The following is a 16,748-nucleotide window of genomic DNA, read 5'->3' on the forward strand; positions in this document are numbered from 1 at the left end:
CCGGAAGCTAAGACTCTCAGCGCCGATGGTACTGCAGGGGAGACCCTGTGGGAGAGTAGGACACCGCCGGACACCATTCACGATGGCCACCCAGAACCTGGGTGGCCATCGCTGTTTAACCACCGCCACTCAGCGCGCGGCTCAGAGGTCGCGGCGCGGGTTAGGGTGGTGCGACGGCTGCGGTCGTCCTCCTCGCCCTCGGGCGGGTCAACTCCACAGAGCACCATCACGACAGGCGAGGAACGCATGGACGATTCAGGATCCGACCGGAACGAACGCGATCCCCGACGGCGCGATGAGCGACCGCGCGGTGGTGGCGGTGCCAACCGTTCCTCCGGGGACTCGGGACACTCTGGTTCGCGTCGTGATGGTGATGCTCGACCTCCGTATCGCGGTAGCGGGGAGTCTCGTCCGCAGCGTGGGGGTGACTCGCGTCCGCGTCGTGACGGTGACGCTCGTCCCGCGTATCGCGGTGGTGAAAACCCGCGTCCGCAGCGTGACGGGGATTCACGCCCGCGTCGTGATGCGGATGCTCGGCCCCCGTACCGTGGTGGTGGGGAATCGCGTCCGCAGCGTGACGGCGATTCCCGCCCGCGCCGCGATGGGGAGTCGCGTCCGCCGTTCCGCGCGGGCGGTCGTGACGGTGGAGCGCGCCCGTGGTCGAATGATCGGCGGGGTGGCGGAGACCGCCAGGGTGGTGGCCGTGGGCGGGAGAGCGTCGGTGGTGGCCGCGGTGCTGCGCGCGAAGAGCCTGAGCTTACGGAGGAGGAGCGCGAGCGCCGTTCCCTCCAGTCCGTGCGCCCGCGCCACGACGATCCCGATCTTCCTGACGATGTCCAGGCGAAGGACCTCGACAAAGTCGCCCGCAATGAATTGCGCACGCTCTCGAAGGACAATGCCGAGTGGGTCGCTCGCCACCTGGTAATGGCCGGTCGGCTCCTCGAGGAAGATCCGGAACTCGCCCACCGGCACGTCCTCTCCGCAGCGCGTCGTGCGGGTCGCATCGCTGTCGTCCGTGAGTCGCTTGCGATTTCGGCCTACGCCACCGGCGACTTCGCCCTCGCGTTGCGGGAGCTGCGCACGTTCCGCCGCATTTCCGGATCGGACGAGCAGGTCCCGTTGATGGTCGACTCTGAACGCGGAGTGGGTCGGCCCGATAAGGCGCTCGAACTGGGCCGCTCCATCGCTCGCGGCGCTCTCAGTCCGGGCGCCCAAGTCTCGCTGGCTATTGCTATGTCCGGTGCGCGCCTCGACCTCGGGCAAACCGAACTCGCGCTCATGGAGTTGGAGATCCCGCAACTCGATCCCGACCGCGCGTTTTCCTACAGTCCTGATCTCTTCGCGGCCTACGCCCTCGTGCTCGAAGAACTCGGACGTGCTGACGAGGCGGACCAGTGGCGGCGCCGCGCGGACATCGCCGCGCAGGCGGTCTTCGCGGCCGAGGGTGGCGATGACGACGAGACGATCGAAGTCATCGAGGAGGAAGACGCTTCGGTTCCTGATGCTCCTGCGCCGGCCGCCGCCAACCCGACCAGCGAGGAGGACGCCGATGTTTCGCAGCACCAGGACTGAGCCATCACCGCTCGACGGCCGTGACGCCGTCCTCGCCGATCTCGACGGTGTCGTCTACACAGGCGCCGAGGCGATCCCGTTTGCGGTCGAGAGCCTGAACCGCGCAGGTGAGACGCTCCGAGTTGGCTACATCACCAACAACGCCTCGCGGACCGACGCATCTGTCGCTGGACACCTCTCGGACCTGGGTCTAACCGTCCGGCCGGAGGACGTCGTCACCTCACCGCAAGCGGCGGTCGTCCTGCTCGCTGACCTGGTACCGGTGGGCGCGACGATTCTGGTAGTTGGCGGTGAGGGGCTGACCACCGAGGTCGAGCGGGCCGGCTTCACCGTCACGCGCAGCGCGGAGGACGCACCCGCGGCCGTCATCCAGGGTTTCGCGCCCACGGTCGGCTGGGAGCAGCTGGCAGAGGCGTCCTTCGCCCTGCACACGGGCATCCCGTGGGTGGCAACCAACACCGACTGGACGATCCCGGTCGCGCGAGGTATCGCTCCCGGCAACGGCACGTTGGTCTCCGCGGTGCATACCGCGGTCGGCCGACTTCCCGTTGTGGCGGGGAAGCCGGAGCGAGCCATCTTCGATGCGGCCACCGCCCGCTTCGGCTCCGCAAATCCGCTCTTCATCGGTGATCGACTCGACACCGACATCGCCGGTGCGAACGCCGCCGGCATGGACGGCGCGCACGTCCTCACTGGAATCGACCGGGCTAAGCAGTTGCTTGCGGCGGAGCCGAAGCTGCGCCCGCAGTACATCCTGGGCGATCTTCGTGAGCTGCACATGCCTTATCCCGCGACCACGGTGTCCAAGAACGGGACGCACGCGGTCCGCGGGGCGAAGGTCCGGCTCGACGGCGACTCCGTGGTGATCGTGGACGCCGGCGACGACGCGACTGACCTGCTCCGGGCCGCGTGTTCGGTGATCTGGTCGTCGGGTCGCGCGATCTACGGTCTCGAGGTCCCGGAGTCGCTCTACACCTGATCGCGCGCGGCGGGCTCCCGGCGTCCCTCGCGGCGCAGGAGCCCGTCGATCCGCCCGGCGAGTGCCGCCGCCGCCAGCGCGAGCAGGGCACCGTAGGCGAAGGTCGCGCTGAACACGCCCGTGCCTGCGCCGATCAGGCCGGTGACCGCCGCGGCGAGGAGGCCGGTCACGGCGAGCGAGACTGAGGCTCCGGCGGAGTCCGCGATCTGGAGCGCTGAGCTGTTGAAGCCCTCGCGTCCCGGTGCGGACAGGGCCAGCGTCATGGTTCCCATCCGCGGGAACATCGTGCCCATGCCGCCTCCGGCGAGGAACCAGCCGACCGCGGCGACAACCGGAGTGAGAACGAGCACGGTGGTGAGCAGCACGACGGCGATGCCCGCCAGCACTAGCGCCGTGCCCAGCTTCATGGCGCGGCCGTGGCTCAACGTCGTGCCGGGGCGACCCTGGAGATTCGAGCCGAGCGCCCAGGAGAGGGCGCCGGCCGTGAGCGTCGCCCCCGAAAGCCACGGCGGGAGACCGTACTGCTCGGAGAGGAGCAGGGGGAGATAGACCTCGGTCCCGAAGAAGGCGGCGGCGACAAGGCCGCGCAGCAGGATCACTGACGGAAGAACTCCGCGGGCGCGCAGGGTGCCGGCCGGTAGAAGGGCGCGAACGGCGACGAGGACGACGACCATCGCGGCGGTGGCGAGGACGCCGGAGAGTCCGGGTGCGATCTCAGCGCTCGTGCTGAGCACGACGACTCCTGCCGACACGACGACGGCGCGGGCAATCCGTCCCACGGCGCCTCGGTCGAAGGGGAGGCACTCCTGCGGGCCGAGGGCGCGGAGGGTCGGTGCGACAGCGGCGCTGGCAAGGGCGACCAACGCGACGACCCCGAAGAAGACCCAGTGCCAGCTCGCGACCTCGGCCACTACTCCCGCGACGAATGGGCCGATCAGGGACGGCACAACCCAGGCGGCCGCGAAGGCGCCGAAGATCCGCGGATGCAGCTCGCCGGGATAGACGCGGGCGACGAGCACGTAGAGGGTGACGGTAATTCCTCCGCTGCCCAGGCCCTGAAGCAGGCGCGCTGCCACGAACACCGGCATCGACTGCGCGGCGCCGGCGGCGATCAGACCGAGTGTGAACAGCAGGATCGCCGTCACCAGAGCGGGAGTGGGACCGCGCCGGTCAGCGGAAGAGCCGGCCGCAACCATCCCGACGACAGCGGCGGCGAGGGCGGCGGCGAACGCGAGCGGGTAAAGAGAACGTCCGTCAAGATCGGTGCTGACGATCGGCATGATCGTCGTTACCGCGAGCGACTCGAACGCGCAGAGAAAGACGAGACTCGTGGTCCCGACGGTGGTCAGAAGGAAGGGAGCCGAGGTGATGCCACGGTGATCGAGCGAACGCACTTGCTCCACAGTACGCCGGACGGATCAGCGGCAAACGGCCCAGTCGTCCTTCGCGAGAACCGTCGGAGTGCCCTCGATCTCGACGAGCCAGCCGGCGTCGTCGCGTTCGAGATAGCGGCCCTGCACGATTTCGGGGGCCCATCCGCCGTCACGGGAGGAAATCCAGCGGACGAAGCGGACGGTGCCGCCGCGGCGGAACAGGGTGCCGTTGTGGTCGCTCATGCGGGGATCTTCTTCACGGAGAGGTCGTCGGGGGACGAGGTTTCGGGGAGGAGGTGAAGGCCGAGGCGGCCGTTCGAGTTGTTCGAGAGTTCGCGGAGCCAGTGGGGGTTCAGCACGATTGGGGCGACGCCGTCGTATTCGTATCGAGTGGGGATCGCGGGGTGCAGCCAGAGCTCCGACCGATGGCCGTTGTCATCTGTGATGGTGAGGAGGAAACCCTCGCCGCGGCGAAATCGCGAGGTAATGACGGCCTGCACGTGAGCGAGGTCCCGGTCGTCGAACGAGTGCGCGCTGGCCGGAGCGCCGTAGAGCAGACGACCCATCGTGCACCTCCTGGAGTTGGCGGCGCACCGGAAGCGGCCCGCTGCGACGACTGTAGGCAATTGCTAAGTCGGTTGACTAACAGGCCGAGCGCCGACTGCGCTTTCGGGACAGAAGCGGCCACGCTCCCGTCAAGGTGGTTCGATAAGGGCAGCGAGTGTGCGCCGGGAGCGCCTGCCGCTCGGAAGGTGCCTGCCGTGGATGCTCGACCTGATCTCTTCGCGCTGCTGACGCGACTCCGCACCGCCGAACACGACTACGACGGCCGAGGCGCTGGTCGAAGTCGAGGTAATCGAACGAGAACGGCCGGTCGACCGGGAAGAGCACCGGACGGTGCGGCTCCATCGTGATCGACGTGGTGCCCAGGTCGATGCGGGCGCGACCGCTGACGATCCACTGCACCACGACGTCGCCCGAGTCGCCAACGCCGTCGGCGAGCCGTTCGGACATCCGCGAGATGCGCAGTGTCATACCGGAGTCGCCGATCGCGGCGTAGCGGTAGGTGAAGTCGGAGCCGGTGGTCGCGGCGCGCCAGTCGTCACCGTTGTAGAGCCTCGCGAGGCGGTGGCGCGCCTCATCGGGATCCCCGCCGCCGGCCTGGAGCCGAACGTGGCGGTGGTCGTCGTCCACGGATCGTTCCGCGTCTCAGCGCGTCAAGCGTTCGAGGAGTTCGCGGTAGCGCGAGGCGGTGCGCTCGACGATCTCGGCGGGGAGGGTCGGCGGGTGGCCCTGGCCGTCCCAGTTGTCCGAGAGCCAGTCGCGCACGATCTGCTTGTCGAACGACTGCCCACGGACCCCCGCGTCGTACGCGTCAGCATCCCAGTAGCGGGAGGAGTCACTGGTGAGCACCTCGTCGCCGAGTGTGACGACTCCGCTCGCGCGATCGACGCCGAACTCGAACTTGGTGTCTGCGAGCAGCACGCCTCGGGCCAGCGCGATGGCGGACGCCTCGGCGTAGACCCGCAGCGAGAGGGTGCGCAACGCCTCCGCTGCCTCCTCGCCGACGATCTCGACGGTGCGCTCGAAGGTGATGTTCTCGTCGTGCTCGCCCTGCGGGGCCTTCCAGGCCGGCGTGTAGATCGGCTCGGGGAGCAGATCGCCGTCGTTGAGGCCCTCCGGGAGGGCGACGCCGCAGACGGAGCCGGTGGCCCGGTACTCCTTCCAGCCGCCGCCCGACAGATAGCCGCGGACGACGCACTCGATCGGGAACATATCCAACGTCTTCACGAGCATGGCCCGGCCGCGCACCGGTTCCGGGATCTCACCCGAGACGAGGTGGTTCGGAACGTCGGCAAGCTGCGCGAACCACCACAGCGAGAGGGCGGTCAGCAGCTCGCCCTTGCCGGGGATGCCGGGCTCGAGGACGCTGTCGTAGGCGCTAACGCGATCGCTGGCGACGACGAGCATCCGCTCGGCGCCGAGCACGGGGTCGGCGTCGTCGGGAGTGTAGAGGTCGCGGACCTTGCCGGAGTAGGCGTGCTGCCAGCCGGGCAGCGCGGCTGTGGAGTCGAAGGACAGGGAGTCGTCACTGGTCACTGCACTATTCTCGCGGATCCGCGCCCCTTTCGGCTCCTCGCGGTGCTGTGCGGCATCGGGGCTGTCAAGCACGCGAGATCGTTGGATGCACGCGCCTAGCGTCGAGGGCATGACTTCGCACAACGACCAGGCTTCGCAGACCGACCAGTACACGTTTCAAGACCCGACCGCGATGTTCGCCGACATCGACACCGAGGCGCAGTATCAGGAGGGCTCCGGCCTCGACTCGAAGATGGACGATCCCGCCGACCGTGGCGAGTTGACCTACCGCGGCTCCGGCCGGCTCTCCGGGCGTAAGGCGCTCGTCACCGGAGGCGACTCGGGCATCGGCGCGGCCGTCGCCATCGCCTACGCCCGCGAGGGCGCCGACGTCGCCATCGTCTACCTCCCCGAGGAGGAGTCGGACGCGAAGAAGGTCGTCGCTCTCATCGAGGACGCCGGCCGCACCGCTGTCGCGATCCCCGGCGATATCACCGACCACGACGTCGCCGTCGGCGCGGTCACGAAGGCGGTCGAGGGCTTGGGCGGACTCGATATCCTCGTGAACAATGCGGGAAAGCAGCAGCACGTCGAGGACTTCCTCGAGCTTTCGGATGAGCAGTTCGACGAGACCTTCAAGACCAACGTCTATGCAATGTTCTGGATGACGAAGGCCGCCGTGCCGCACCTCGCCCCCGGCTCCGCGATCATCAGCACCTCGTCGATCCAGGCCTACCAGCCCTCGCCGATGCTGGTCGACTACGCCAGCACCAAGGCCACCATCAACACGTTCTCGAAGGCGCTCGCGCAGCAGCTCGCGCCGAAGGGCATTCGCGTGAACGTCGTCGCCCCTGGTCCGATTTGGACGCCGCTGCAGACCGCGGGCGGCCAGCCGCCCGAGAAGCTGCCCGAGGTCGGCTCGCAGACGCCGCTCGGCCGCTGGGGCCAGCCGGCCGAACTCGCTCCCGCCTATGTGTTCCTCGCCTCCCCGGAGTCGAGCTACGTCGTCGGTGAGACGCTGCACGTCAACGGCGGCATGCCCACGCCGTAACATCCGCTACTCCTGGCGGGTCTCGCCGGTGTGCGGAGGTGCTTCCCTCCGCAGATCGGCGAGACCTGCCGTCATTGTTGTCGTAACAATCATCCATGAAGGCACCGTCTGCGTCAGGCTCGTCACATGACCGAATCGCTCCCGATCCTCGACCTGTCCCGCCTCGACCAGGGGGAGGCGGAGGCTGCCGCCTTTCGCCGCGACCTCCGCGAGACCACGCACGACGTGGGATTCTTCTACCTCGTCGGCCACGGGGTGCCGCAGGACCTCCTCGACGACGTCGTCGCCGTCTCCCGCCGCTTCTTTGAGCTGCCGGAGGAGCAGAAGCTCGCGATCGAGAACACGCTGAGCCCGCAGTTCCGCGGCTACACCCGCTTCGGCGCCGAGCTGACCAACGGCGACGTGGACTACCGCGAGCAGGTCGACATCGGGATCGACCGGCCGGCGGTCGAGAGCGGCCCCGGCATCCCCGACTATGAGCGCCTCGAAGGGCCGAACCTCTGGCCGGAGGCGCTACCGGAGTTCCGCGAGGTCTTTGAGCGCTGGCACGAGGCGCTCGCCGCAGTCGCCATCCGGTTGCTGCGCACCTGGGCGCTCGCCCTCGACGCTCCGGAGGGCGTGTTCGACGAAGCATTCGCCGAGCGGCCGTTCTCGCTGGTGAAGGTGGTGCGCTACCCGGGCACTTCTGACCCCGAGCCGAAGCAGGGCGTCGGCGCGCACCGCGACGGGGGAGTGTTGACGCTGCTGCTGGTCGAGCCCGGCAAGGGCGGCCTACAGGTCGAGCACGACGGCTCCTGGATCGAGGCGCCGGCGCTGCCCGGAGCCTTCGTGGTGAACATCGGCGAGATGCTGGAACTCGCCACGGGCGGCTACCTCAAGGCGACGCTGCACCGAGTGATCTCGCCGCTGATCGGCACGGACCGGATCTCGATCCCGTTCTTCTTCAACCCCGCGCTCTCCGCGACGATGCCCTCATTCCCCCTGCCCGAGGAACTCAAGTCCGGCCTCTCTGTCGATCCGACCAACGCACCCATCCTCGAGACCTACGGCGAGAACGCGCTGCGCTACCGCCTCCGCGCCCACCCCAACGTGGCCATCGCTCACCACGCCGACCTGCTCACCCCCAGCCCCTGACCCCCGCTCCTCTGACCCCCGCGAGGTGCCTCTTGAGTGCGCTCTCCTCGGCGTGTCGCGTACTCAGACGAGTGCGCCGCGGAGGGCGAAATGCGCCTCCTCCTCGCAGACGTGCGTGCTAGCACCGCGAGTCGCGGCAGTGAACCCCTCAGTATTGCAAGAGCCCCCGACGTACCGTGGTGAGAACGGGTGTCGGACGCGCGAGGGCCGACGGTCCGTTTCGTCACAGGCACGGTGTACTACCTGCCGGAGAGGACGGGCATGATGACCTGCGATCATCCGCGCTGGGTGTGCCTCGCTCGCAAAGAACCGCAGTGCGCGACCCTCCGCGGCCGGTTCTTTGAGATCGGCGCCCCCGATGAAGGCGAGGGTGACTACCTCCTCACCGTGTGGGAGAAGGGACAGCCGATCGGTCACATCCTGCACACCGATCCGCCGAGCTATCGGCCGTGCGGCGGGGGAGCGCCGCAGCAGGTCAACGGCATGGAGGACCTGCTCGAATTGCTGGTGCCCCGGCTCTCCTAAGTGCAAAGGGGCGTGCCGAGGGGGCTGAGTTGCCCGAGAAGGCTCGTTCTCAGGGCGGAGAGGAGCCTTCCCGGGCAACTCAACGAGCGCGGGCTGGCCGCGCCCATCCTCCCCCGCGGTAGACGATCGAACCGCGGGGGAGTGTTTCGGGCGGGAGACGCGCCGTCGACAGCGACCGGCACGGCAGCGGGGTGCACCTCGTGCAGGCCACGCGGCGACGCGCCTCCAGGGCGCAGTGCGATCAGAACGACCTGCGCCACGACGAGTGTACCATACACGTATGACACACCAGGCTGTAAGACAGGAGCGGCCGCCGGCTCCGCCTGGTGTACCAGGATGGGGGAGGGCGCGTCGGGCGCCCGCAGAGAGGACTGCCCGTGCGGGATCGTTTCGCGACGCCGGCACTGCTGACGCACGCCATGCTGATCCAGGCCGTCGCGTTCCTCCTGCGGCCCGCCGCGGTCTACCAGGCCATCCAGCTCGACGTGCCGGGATGGGCGCTCGGCGCGCTCGGCGCCTCCTTCGCGCTCGTGCCGCTGCTGATTGCGCTGCCGGTCGGCGGACTCGTCGACCGAGTTGGGGCGCGCCTCGTGATGGCGGTCGGCGCACTGGTCGCCGTCGCGGCTGCGACGGTGTTGCTGCTCGCAGGCGGGAGTGTCGCTGGGTTGCTCGTCGGCATCGCGATGCTCGGAGCCGGTCACCTGGGCTGCGTCGTCGGCCAGCAGACCGTCGTGGCGGGCGGGACCGGAGGCACCCGCCTCGACAGCCGCTTTGGCTACTACACGTTTGCCGCCTCGCTCGGGCAGGCGATCGGCCCAGCCTTTATCCCCGTGTTCGCCGGCGGCTCGGTGCGGCCGGATCCGGAGCCGCTGTTCCTGGTGGGCGGGGTGCTCGCGGTGCTGCTCCTTGCGGTGACGGCCGGGATCCGCAGCCCTGCCCGGCGCGAGAGGGTGCCGGAGCAGGCGTCCTCCCTGGGGTCGACGCTCGGCCTCTTGCGCGTGCCCGGCCTCGCCCGTGCCCTACTGACCAGTGCGACGGTCGTCGCCGCCGTCGATCTGACCGTCGTCTACCTGCCCGCCCTCGGCGCCGAGCGCGGGTTACCGGCGGGGCTCGTCGGCGCGCTGCTCACCGTCCGGGCTCTGGCCTCGATGGCGTCGCGCCTTCTGCTCGGTGCCGCCACCGCGCGGCTCGGCCGCACCCGGGTGATGGTGGGCGGCATCCTCGTCTCGGCGGTGTGCCTGGTACTGGTCGCCCTGCCCGCGCCTACCGCGCTGCTGTTCGCTGCCGTCGCGCTGCTCGGTCTTGGTCTGGGCATCGGGCAGCCCATCACCATGTCGTGGCTGATCGAGCGGACCCCCGCCGACCGCCACGGCCGGGCCCTGGCGCTGCGTCTCGCGGGCAACCGCCTCGGGCTGATCGCGCTGCCGACCCTCCTCGGCACCCTGGCCGCCGCGGCCGGAGCGGGCGGTGTCCTCATCGGCACCGGCGCCGCGGTCGGCGCGACCCTGCTCCTGCTGCGCGGCGTCCGCCTCGACTAATGCGTGGGCCGTCCTGCGCTGAGGTGCCCGAGAATGCTGCATTTCGACCGGATTTGCGACATTCTTGGGCACCTCAGCGCGGCTCCTCAGCGGGCGGCTCCTCGGCGCGGACCTCGGTCGCGGCCTTGTCGGCGCGCCAGCCGCGCCAGACGGGCTGCCGCAAGATGCCGGAGGAGGTGCGCTCGCGGTAGCGGACCTCGCCCACCAGCACGGGCGACACCCAATGCACGCCGCGCGACTCGAGCGGAGGCACCGAGACGGCGGGCTCGTCGGTCGCGTGCTCGCCGAGGCGACCGACGAGGTCGCGGCGCTCCCGGTCGCTGAAGCCGGTGCCGACGCGGCCGGAGTAGACCAGCACGTCGCCGTCGGGGATCGCCGTGAGCAGCGCGCCGACCGAGCCCTTCAGCCCGCCCTCGCCCTCGCGCCAGCCGACGATCACCACCTCCTGCAGACGGTGATGGGTCAGCTTGATCCACTCGCGCGACCGGCTGCCCTCGCGGTACCGCGAGTCGCGGCGCTTGGCGACAACGCCCTCCAGGCCGAGGGTCAGGCTGGTCACCATCGCTTCCTCCAGATCGCCGTCGAAGACCGGCGGGACGTGCACACGCTCGTTCTCGGCGACGAGCTCGACGAGCGCAGCGCGGCGGGAGTCGTAGTCGCGGCCGGTCAGGTTCTCGCCGCCCCGCTCGAGCACATCGAAGACCATCAGGTGCACCGGAGTCGTGCGCGCCGCCTCGATCTCGTGTGGCTTCGTCACTCCGCCGCGGGCCTGGAGGGCTCCGAAGTCGGGACGGCCGCGGGTATCGAGCGCGACGATCTCGCCGTCGAGCACGGCGTCGCTGCATGCCTCCGCCAGCGGCCCGAGCAGATCCGGGAACACGGCGGTCAGGTCGTTGCCGTTGCGGCTGGTCAGCGTGACCGTCCCGTTGTGCACCCGCACGAGGGCACGATAGCCGTCCCACTTCATCTCGATCGCGGCCTCAGGATCGACGTCGTGGCGGCGTCCGGGCGTCGCGAGCATGGGGCGGTGGGCGAGGGCGGCGTCCGCACGCGGGGGAGTGGGTGCGGGCCGGGATGCGAGGGACGCCGCTGGCCTCGCCGACCGGCCCTGTCGCTGCGTCCCGCGGCCGGGAGCCATCAGGTGCAGCAGCCAATTCTTCTCGGTGCCCGCCTTCGATCCGGTGTGCAATAAGGCGTAGCGGCGGGGCTCACCGCCGAGACCGCCGTCGGGGCGCCCGGTCAGCACAGCGATCACCTCCGCGCCCTCGCGCCATTTCTCCAGCGCATAGGTGCCCTCATCCCAGATGCGGACCTCACCGGCGCCGTACTCGCCGGCCGGGATGATGCCCTCGAAGGTCCCGTAGTCGAGCGGATGGTCCTCGGTCTGCACGGCCAGGCGGTTCGGATCGCCATCCAGCGGCGGACCCTTGGGCACGGCCCAGCTGACCAGCACGCCGTCGTGTTCGAGTCGGAAGTCGTAGTGCAGGCGCCGCGCGTGGTGCTCCTGGATCACGAAGGTGTCACCCGAGGAGGAACCTGAGGATCCGGCCTCGGGCACGGGTTCCGGCGTCTTCGACGCGTCGCGCATACTGCGGTAGGTAGCGAGGCGGTCGGCGGAAGCGTCGGTCGCGGCGAAGCCCGCCATCCGCTGGGCTGTGGGCTCGAGCCCGGCGCCGCGGGCGGCGAGCAGCGGCCGGAGCAGGTCGCCGTCGCTGCGCAGGCGCTCCACTACCTCGTCGGGCGCGAGATGACGCAGGCCCTCGGCGCCCAGCTCCTCCCAGGTGCGGGGTGCGGCGACGGCCGGGCGGAGGCGTCCCCGCAGGGAATACGGCGCGATCGTGGTCTTCGCCGCGTTGTTCTGACTCCAGTCGACGAGGACTTTCCTTTCGCGCAGGGTCTTCTTCATGTCGGAGACGACGAGATCGCGGTGATCCGATTCGAGTGCCCTCGCGAGTTCGTGCGCGACGGCCGAGATCTGGTCGCTGGTCGCGGAAGCCTCCAGCGGGCAGTAGAGGTGGATGCCCTTACTTCCGCTGGTGACGGGCAGCGGGGCGAGGCCCATTCCCTCCAGCAGGTCGCGCGCGAGGAATGCGACTTCGGCGCACTCGGCCAGGCCCGCCCCCTCGCCCGGGTCGAGGTCGAGCACGAGACGGTCGGGTGGGCGGCGCTCGCCGTCGGAGCCCACCCGCCACTGCGGCACGTGCAGCTCAAGTGCGGCCTGCTGCGCCAACCAGGTGAGCCCGGCGATGTCGTCGATCAGCGGATACTCGACGTCGCGCGACGAGTGCGCAACCCGGGTGCGGCTCAGCCAGTAGGGGGCGGAGGAGGGCAGGTTCTTCTCGAAGAAGACCTCGCCCGGCTGCTCGGCCGTGCCCACTCCGTCGACCCACCGCTTGCGAGTGACGGGGCGTCGCGCCAGGTGCGGCAGCATCGTGGAGGCAACCGACGCGTAGTACGCGAGCACGTCCGCCTTGGTGACTCCCGCCTCCGGGTACACCACCTTGTCGAGATGGGTCAGCCGGAGCCTCCGCCCACCCACCGAGACGAGCTGCTGCGCGGCCATCCCCCTATGGTGCCCCGCCGTATGGCTCCGCGGGGACCCCCGCCGCAAGCGGGTGCAGCGGGAGTAGCCTCGAGGCACCAAACACAAGGAGCCGCCGTGACGATTGCCGACATTCCGCTCACCACGATCGATGGCACCGCGTCGACCCTCGCCGACTATCCGCCGGTGCGGCTAATCGTGAATGTCGCCTCGCGGTGCGGCCTCGCTCCGCAGTATGAAAAGCTCGAGGCCCTGCAGAAGTCTTACGGCGACCGCGGATTCACGGTGCTGGGCTTTCCGAGCAATCAGTTTTTGCAGGAGCTGAGCGACGAGGACAAGATCAAAGAATACTGCTCCACCACCTGGGGAGTCACGTTCCCCATGTTCGAGAAGGTGCGCGTGAACGGCCGTGCCGCGCATCCGCTTTACGCAGAGTTGACGAAGACCGAGGACGAGAACGGCAAGGCCGGCCGGGTGAAGTGGAACTTCGAGAAGTTCCTCGTTACTGCCGACGGCACGGTCCACCGGTTCCGACCGACGGTCGAACCCGACGACCCGCGGATCGTCGAGCTGATCGAGGAGTCGCTCCCCCACTAGTTGCGGTGGCATGGCTCGCGGCCCCGGCGCGCTCAGGGCCGCGCACGCCTCCGCATCGCGACGACGACGACCGCCGCGACGGCGACGACCCCGAGCAGCACCACCACATCCGGAACCGCGCCCGCAACATCGAGTGTCCAGCCCTCCACTCTTACGGCGGCGGAGGCGCCGATCCCGCCGCCGAGCGTCGCGGTGCCGTGCGTCACCAGGAGGAGCACGCCGAGCGCCACGGTGATCGCGCCGCCGACGAGGGCCGAGAGCGTCGTTCGCCAGCGGCCGAGCCGCACCTCGCGCGGCCGCACGAGCCGACGCACCACGGGGATCCGAGCCCAGAGCAGACTGAGGACGAGGAGAGGGAACGCCATCCCCGCCGCGAAGACGAGCAGCGCGACTCCGCCCGCGAGCGGATCACCGCCCACCGCGGCGAAGGTCAGCACCGTTCCGAGCACCGGACCCGCGCAGACTCCAGCGAGGCCGTAGACCGTCCCCAACGTGTAGACGCTGGCCGTCGTGGTGCCACCGGCGACATGATGCGAAAGGAAGGGCAGGGGCAGCCCGCTGAGCATCAGGAGTCCGAGGGCGATGACCAGCACCGCCGCGACGGTGATGACGGTCTCCCGGTGCTCGGCGACGAATGCACCGACTGTCCCCGCGAGGACCCCGAGCGGCACCAGGGTGGTCACAAGTCCGAGGTAGAACACCGCCGTCTTCGTCAGCACCTCCGAGGGAGTCGCGAAGGCGTACGAGAAGAAAGCGGGCAGCACCATCACCGAGCACGGGCTGAGCAGTGTGAGCAGGCCGCCCACAAACGCGCCGAGGAGTCCGAGTTCCACCGCTTAGGCGCCAGCGAGGGCGGAGTCGAGGAAGGAGCGGAAGTGGTCGGCCGGCTGAGCGCCCGAGATGGCGGTGCCATCGGCGACGAAGAAGGGGACGCTGGTGACGCCGAGCCGTTGGGCGGATACCGTCTCCTGCTGCACGGCCTGGAGCAGGGAGGGGTCGTCGAGGTCGGCCTCAAAGCGGGCGAGATCGGGGACCTGCGCGGTGCGGGCAAAGTCGAGTAGCTTCTCGCGCGGAAGGTCGGGGTGCCCCGACTCCGGCGCGGCACGGAACACGGTGTCGAGGTAGGCAGCGAACAGCCCCTGGCGCCCGGCGGCGTGGGCGGCGACAGATGCCTGCTCCGACTGCTCCCCGAAGAAGGCGACATCGCGGAATTCGACCCGGACCTTTCCGGAGTCGACGTAGTCCTGCACGATCGACGGGAAGGTCTCGCGGCCGAACTGTGCGCAGAACGGGCAGCGCAGGTCGGTCCACTCCGTGAGGACGACCGGCGCATCAACGGAGCCGATTGCGGCCGGATCGTTGGCGTCGCGTCGTTCGATGCGCGGCTTCTGCTGCGCCTCGGTGGCGGAGCCGGTGGCGCCGGGGGAGGCGAGGGGCGTCGCTTCGGACTCCCCACGAGCGAGCGCGACCACTCCGAGGAACAGGATTGCCGCGACGAGGGCCACGACGACGAAGCGGGTGCGGCGAAGCTTCGCCTGGAGGACGGCGGAGTTTGGCTGAGGTCTACTCATATAGAGAGGGTAACCACTCCCGTCTCTGCCGCGCCTGTCTGAAGCGGTTGCACGCCAGCTCTGGCGGGGCGAGTACCCCCTGACGGGGTGGGAGCACGGAGCGAGAATTACCGCGCGCGCAGACCCAGCGCCGCGCGCGCCTCGGCCGGTTGCACGCCCTCGGGGCAGACCAGATCGACGACCTCGAACGGGGTGGAGCGTGAGAACGGGATCATCTCGATTCCGTCGATATGACGCAGCAGGACAAGCCCGCCGTCGCCCTCACGCAAGCTCCGGCGGACCTGCCGGAGGAAGATGCCGGCCATGTCGAGCTCGACGACGAACGAGTGGCCGCTGACGTTGATCCTGCAACCGATGACCGGCTGGGATTCGACGGAGACCGAATCGGGGACTCTGCGCGACGCTATTGGATGCCCTGTGCGAAGCGGTCGTGTCGCGGTGAAGGTAGGCAGTCCGGTTGCTCGCGCTGTATCCGTCATGGTCGTCTCCGTCCGTCGACGCCCCGCGATGGATCAGGAGCGTCGTCTCGACGGTACGTCTCGTCCCCCGCACGGGGGAGCGGGTTGACGGGCGTCGGATCACGAGGCAGCCCTCACGCGCCCGGACGTTGCTCCTCGGGTTCCGGAAGCACGGAGAGTTCGCCGTGCATGCTCGCCACGCTGAGCATCTGCTCGATCCAGACGCGGTTGAGCTTGGGCTGGTGGGTCTCGGCGAAGCGGAAGTGCAGCGGGACGGACGGATGCAGCCACACGGAGCTGCGACCGTGACCGGAGGCGGCATCCTCGATCCACGAGAGGGAAAAGGCTTCGTTGCGGCGGAGTTTCGACAGGACGGCGACCTTGAGGTGCGCGAGGACGCGCTCCTCGAACTCGATCTCGAGGTTCTGCGGTCCGTAGATGAGCGTGGCCACGGTCACCTTTCGTTCATGGGGCCGTCCCGGACGGACGGCTCCTCGGGGACGGTATCCGCTCGACTCCCAGTGCGGTGAATCGGGCCGGAGACACGCCGGACCCCCATTGACAGTCCCGCGGAGGGGACTGAGCGGCGGCGAGCGCCACGATAGCCGACGTATGTCCGCGGGGTCGATTCCTCTGCGACCTACAGCTCGCAGAACGTGCTCTGGCTCGCCGGAACGGGCCGTCTCTCCGGGCCGGAGGTCGCGGAGGTGGTCCGTGGATTCTCTTGCCCCTTTTTGTGAGGCTTACTCTTTTGCGTTCGTGGGCGTCAACCGGCAGGGAGCCCGCACCTAGAGAAGGAATCGATCCGTGAACGGGGCCACACCGATCCCCACGGCCGTGACCAGGGCACGCGCGATGACCTGCAACCCATCCCACACCGAGCACCAGAACGCGTCTTCTGTCTGCTTCCGCTAATAGCCTCCCAGCGTGAGGACCTGATCTAACCTAGGATTCGTGGCCTCATACGCCGCCCACGCCTCCCGCTGAGACGTCAGAAGGTCAGCGTCGGTGGCCTGGTGGGACGTACATTCTCTCGGGTGTCAGTTCTCGACCGGTCGGCGTGTCGACAATGCGTTTGCCGTGCTCGTCGATGACGATTTGCAGATCGCTTCCGACCGGGAGGTCGTAGATACCGATCAGAGCGGGCTCGATTTCGCAGGCATCGTTGAAATCGGTGATGCGCCAGTTGTTCGAGTCTGCGAGGTACTCGCTGCTGTCCGCGGCGCTCATAATGCGCCAGCCATTGTCGACAGGTGCGTTCGAGGGCTCACGCAGCATCCACCGCACCGGAGCGCGACCCTCCCACGCGTTCACCGTCATCAGACATGC

19 protein-coding genes and 1 rRNA gene are annotated in these 16,748 nt (G+C 69.1%); 8 read left to right on the forward strand and 12 right to left on the reverse strand.

Annotation, left to right across the window (positions count from 1 at the left end; genetic code table 11):
* A 5S ribosomal RNA gene (rrf, locus tag B0H03_RS17645) occupies positions 1–72 on the forward strand; the annotation flags it as partial.
* 435 nt (positions 73–507) lie between these two features.
* On the opposite strand, the gene B0H03_RS16315 is transcribed toward rrf, so the two are convergent.
* Entirely contained in the window at positions 508–966 is a 459-nt protein-coding gene (locus B0H03_RS16315) for a hypothetical protein (RefSeq protein ID WP_202130220.1), read from the reverse strand.
* On the opposite strand from B0H03_RS16315, the gene B0H03_RS15440 reads away from it, so the two are divergent.
* A complete protein-coding gene (locus B0H03_RS15440; RefSeq protein WP_237399631.1) occupies positions 925–1,572 on the forward strand; it encodes a tetratricopeptide repeat protein in 648 nt (215 codons plus the stop codon). The two genes, B0H03_RS16315 and B0H03_RS15440, sit on opposite strands and share 42 nt — an antisense overlap.
* Entirely contained in the window at positions 1,550–2,551 is a 1,002-nt protein-coding gene (locus B0H03_RS15445; RefSeq protein ID WP_104354399.1) for an HAD-IIA family hydrolase, read from the forward strand. Before B0H03_RS15440 ends, B0H03_RS15445 begins: the two co-directional genes overlap by 23 nt.
* On the opposite strand, the gene B0H03_RS15450 is transcribed toward B0H03_RS15445, so the two are convergent.
* The 5 genes from B0H03_RS15450 to B0H03_RS15470 form a co-directional block, all read right to left on the reverse strand.
* On the reverse strand, positions 2,542–3,945 hold the full coding sequence (locus tag B0H03_RS15450) for an MFS transporter (RefSeq protein ID WP_241560464.1): 1,404 nt from the start codon (positions 3,943–3,945) through the stop codon (positions 2,542–2,544). The two genes, B0H03_RS15445 and B0H03_RS15450, sit on opposite strands and share 10 nt — an antisense overlap.
* 24 nt (positions 3,946–3,969) lie before the next feature.
* On the reverse strand, positions 3,970–4,167 hold the full coding sequence (locus B0H03_RS15455) for a hypothetical protein (RefSeq protein ID WP_104265980.1): 198 nt from the start codon (positions 4,165–4,167) through the stop codon (positions 3,970–3,972).
* Entirely contained in the window at positions 4,164–4,490 is a 327-nt protein-coding gene (locus B0H03_RS15460; RefSeq protein WP_104265981.1) for a DUF7882 family protein, read from the reverse strand. Before B0H03_RS15460 ends, B0H03_RS15455 begins: the two co-directional genes overlap by 4 nt.
* Positions 4,491–4,566: 76 nt before the next feature.
* A complete protein-coding gene (locus B0H03_RS15465) occupies positions 4,567–5,118 on the reverse strand; it encodes a hypothetical protein (RefSeq protein WP_104265982.1) in 552 nt (183 codons plus the stop codon).
* 15 nt (positions 5,119–5,133) lie between these two features.
* Positions 5,134–6,024 carry a phosphoribosylaminoimidazolesuccinocarboxamide synthase gene (locus B0H03_RS15470; RefSeq protein ID WP_419956919.1) on the reverse strand — a complete coding sequence of 297 codons (891 nt, stop codon included), beginning with the start codon at positions 6,022–6,024 and terminating at the stop codon, positions 5,134–5,136.
* A 109-nt stretch (positions 6,025–6,133) separates the two neighbouring features.
* Here B0H03_RS15470 and B0H03_RS15475 point away from each other — a divergent pair, with 109 nt between their 5' ends.
* From B0H03_RS15475 to B0H03_RS15490, 4 genes are all read left to right on the forward strand, one after another.
* Positions 6,134–7,054, forward strand: coding sequence for a glucose 1-dehydrogenase (locus tag B0H03_RS15475; protein ID WP_104265984.1), 921 nt, complete (start codon positions 6,134–6,136; stop codon positions 7,052–7,054).
* A 126-nt stretch (positions 7,055–7,180) separates the two neighbouring features.
* Positions 7,181–8,188, forward strand: a complete 1,008-nt coding sequence (locus tag B0H03_RS15480) for an isopenicillin N synthase family dioxygenase (protein WP_104354030.1) — start codon at positions 7,181–7,183, stop codon at positions 8,186–8,188.
* Positions 8,189–8,377: 189 nt separating this feature from the next.
* Positions 8,378–8,713, forward strand: coding sequence for a hypothetical protein (locus B0H03_RS15485; RefSeq protein WP_104265987.1), 336 nt, complete (start codon positions 8,378–8,380; stop codon positions 8,711–8,713).
* A gap of 377 nt (positions 8,714–9,090) precedes the next feature.
* Positions 9,091–10,251, forward strand: coding sequence for an MFS transporter (locus B0H03_RS15490; protein WP_337189984.1), 1,161 nt, complete (start codon positions 9,091–9,093; stop codon positions 10,249–10,251).
* A gap of 73 nt (positions 10,252–10,324) precedes the next feature.
* Here B0H03_RS15490 and B0H03_RS15495 read toward each other — a convergent pair whose 3' ends face one another.
* Entirely contained in the window at positions 10,325–12,814 is a 2,490-nt protein-coding gene (locus B0H03_RS15495) for an ATP-dependent DNA ligase (RefSeq protein WP_104265988.1), read from the reverse strand.
* A gap of 96 nt (positions 12,815–12,910) precedes the next feature.
* On the opposite strand from B0H03_RS15495, the gene B0H03_RS15500 reads away from it, so the two are divergent.
* A complete protein-coding gene (locus B0H03_RS15500; RefSeq protein ID WP_104265989.1) occupies positions 12,911–13,390 on the forward strand; it encodes a glutathione peroxidase in 480 nt (159 codons plus the stop codon).
* Positions 13,391–13,422: 32 nt separating this feature from the next.
* Here B0H03_RS15500 and B0H03_RS15505 read toward each other — a convergent pair whose 3' ends face one another.
* The 5 genes from B0H03_RS15505 to B0H03_RS15525 all read right to left on the reverse strand — a co-directional run.
* On the reverse strand, positions 13,423–14,223 hold the full coding sequence (locus B0H03_RS15505) for a cytochrome c biogenesis CcdA family protein (RefSeq protein WP_104265990.1): 801 nt from the start codon (positions 14,221–14,223) through the stop codon (positions 13,423–13,425).
* Positions 14,224–14,226: 3 nt separating this feature from the next.
* Complete coding sequence (locus B0H03_RS15510; protein WP_104265991.1) at positions 14,227–14,961, reverse strand: DsbA family protein; 735 nt, start codon at positions 14,959–14,961, stop codon at positions 14,227–14,229.
* A gap of 107 nt (positions 14,962–15,068) precedes the next feature.
* Positions 15,069–15,440, reverse strand: a complete 372-nt coding sequence (locus B0H03_RS15515) for a hypothetical protein (protein ID WP_104265992.1) — start codon at positions 15,438–15,440, stop codon at positions 15,069–15,071.
* Between the two features lie 113 nt (positions 15,441–15,553).
* Positions 15,554–15,871 carry a DUF7882 family protein gene (locus B0H03_RS15520; RefSeq protein WP_202130218.1) on the reverse strand — a complete coding sequence of 106 codons (318 nt, stop codon included), beginning with the start codon at positions 15,869–15,871 and terminating at the stop codon, positions 15,554–15,556.
* Positions 15,872–16,418: 547 nt separating this feature from the next.
* Positions 16,419–16,748: immunity protein Imm33 domain-containing protein (locus B0H03_RS15525; RefSeq protein ID WP_109714922.1), on the reverse strand; the 330-nt coding region annotated here is incomplete at its 5' end.

It is taken from the genome of Rathayibacter iranicus NCPPB 2253 = VKM Ac-1602 (assembly GCF_003149025.1).
Classification (GTDB): domain Bacteria; phylum Actinomycetota; class Actinomycetes; order Actinomycetales; family Microbacteriaceae; genus Rathayibacter; species Rathayibacter iranicus.

Excerpts from the sequence above, each read along its gene's own strand:
- B0H03_RS15440 (WP_237399631.1), top strand. The coding sequence starts at position 925 with ATGGCCGGTCGGCTCCTCGAGGAAGATCCGGAACTCGCCCACCGGCAC.
- B0H03_RS15480 (WP_104354030.1), top strand. The coding sequence starts at position 7,181 with ATGACCGAATCGCTCCCGATCCTCGACCTGTCCCGCCTCGACCAGGGG.
- B0H03_RS15475 (WP_104265984.1), top strand. The coding sequence starts at position 6,134 with ATGACTTCGCACAACGACCAGGCTTCGCAGACCGACCAGTACACGTTT.
- B0H03_RS15510 (WP_104265991.1), bottom strand. The coding sequence starts at position 14,961 with ATGAGTAGACCTCAGCCAAACTCCGCCGTCCTCCAGGCGAAGCTTCGC.
- B0H03_RS15515 (WP_104265992.1), bottom strand. The coding sequence starts at position 15,440 with ATGACGGATACAGCGCGAGCAACCGGACTGCCTACCTTCACCGCGACA.
- B0H03_RS15445 (WP_104354399.1), top strand. The coding sequence starts at position 1,550 with ATGTTTCGCAGCACCAGGACTGAGCCATCACCGCTCGACGGCCGTGAC.
- B0H03_RS15495 (WP_104265988.1), bottom strand. The coding sequence starts at position 12,814 with ATGGCCGCGCAGCAGCTCGTCTCGGTGGGTGGGCGGAGGCTCCGGCTG.
- B0H03_RS15460 (WP_104265981.1), bottom strand. The coding sequence starts at position 4,490 with ATGGGTCGTCTGCTCTACGGCGCTCCGGCCAGCGCGCACTCGTTCGAC.
- B0H03_RS15455 (WP_104265980.1), bottom strand. The coding sequence starts at position 4,167 with ATGAGCGACCACAACGGCACCCTGTTCCGCCGCGGCGGCACCGTCCGC.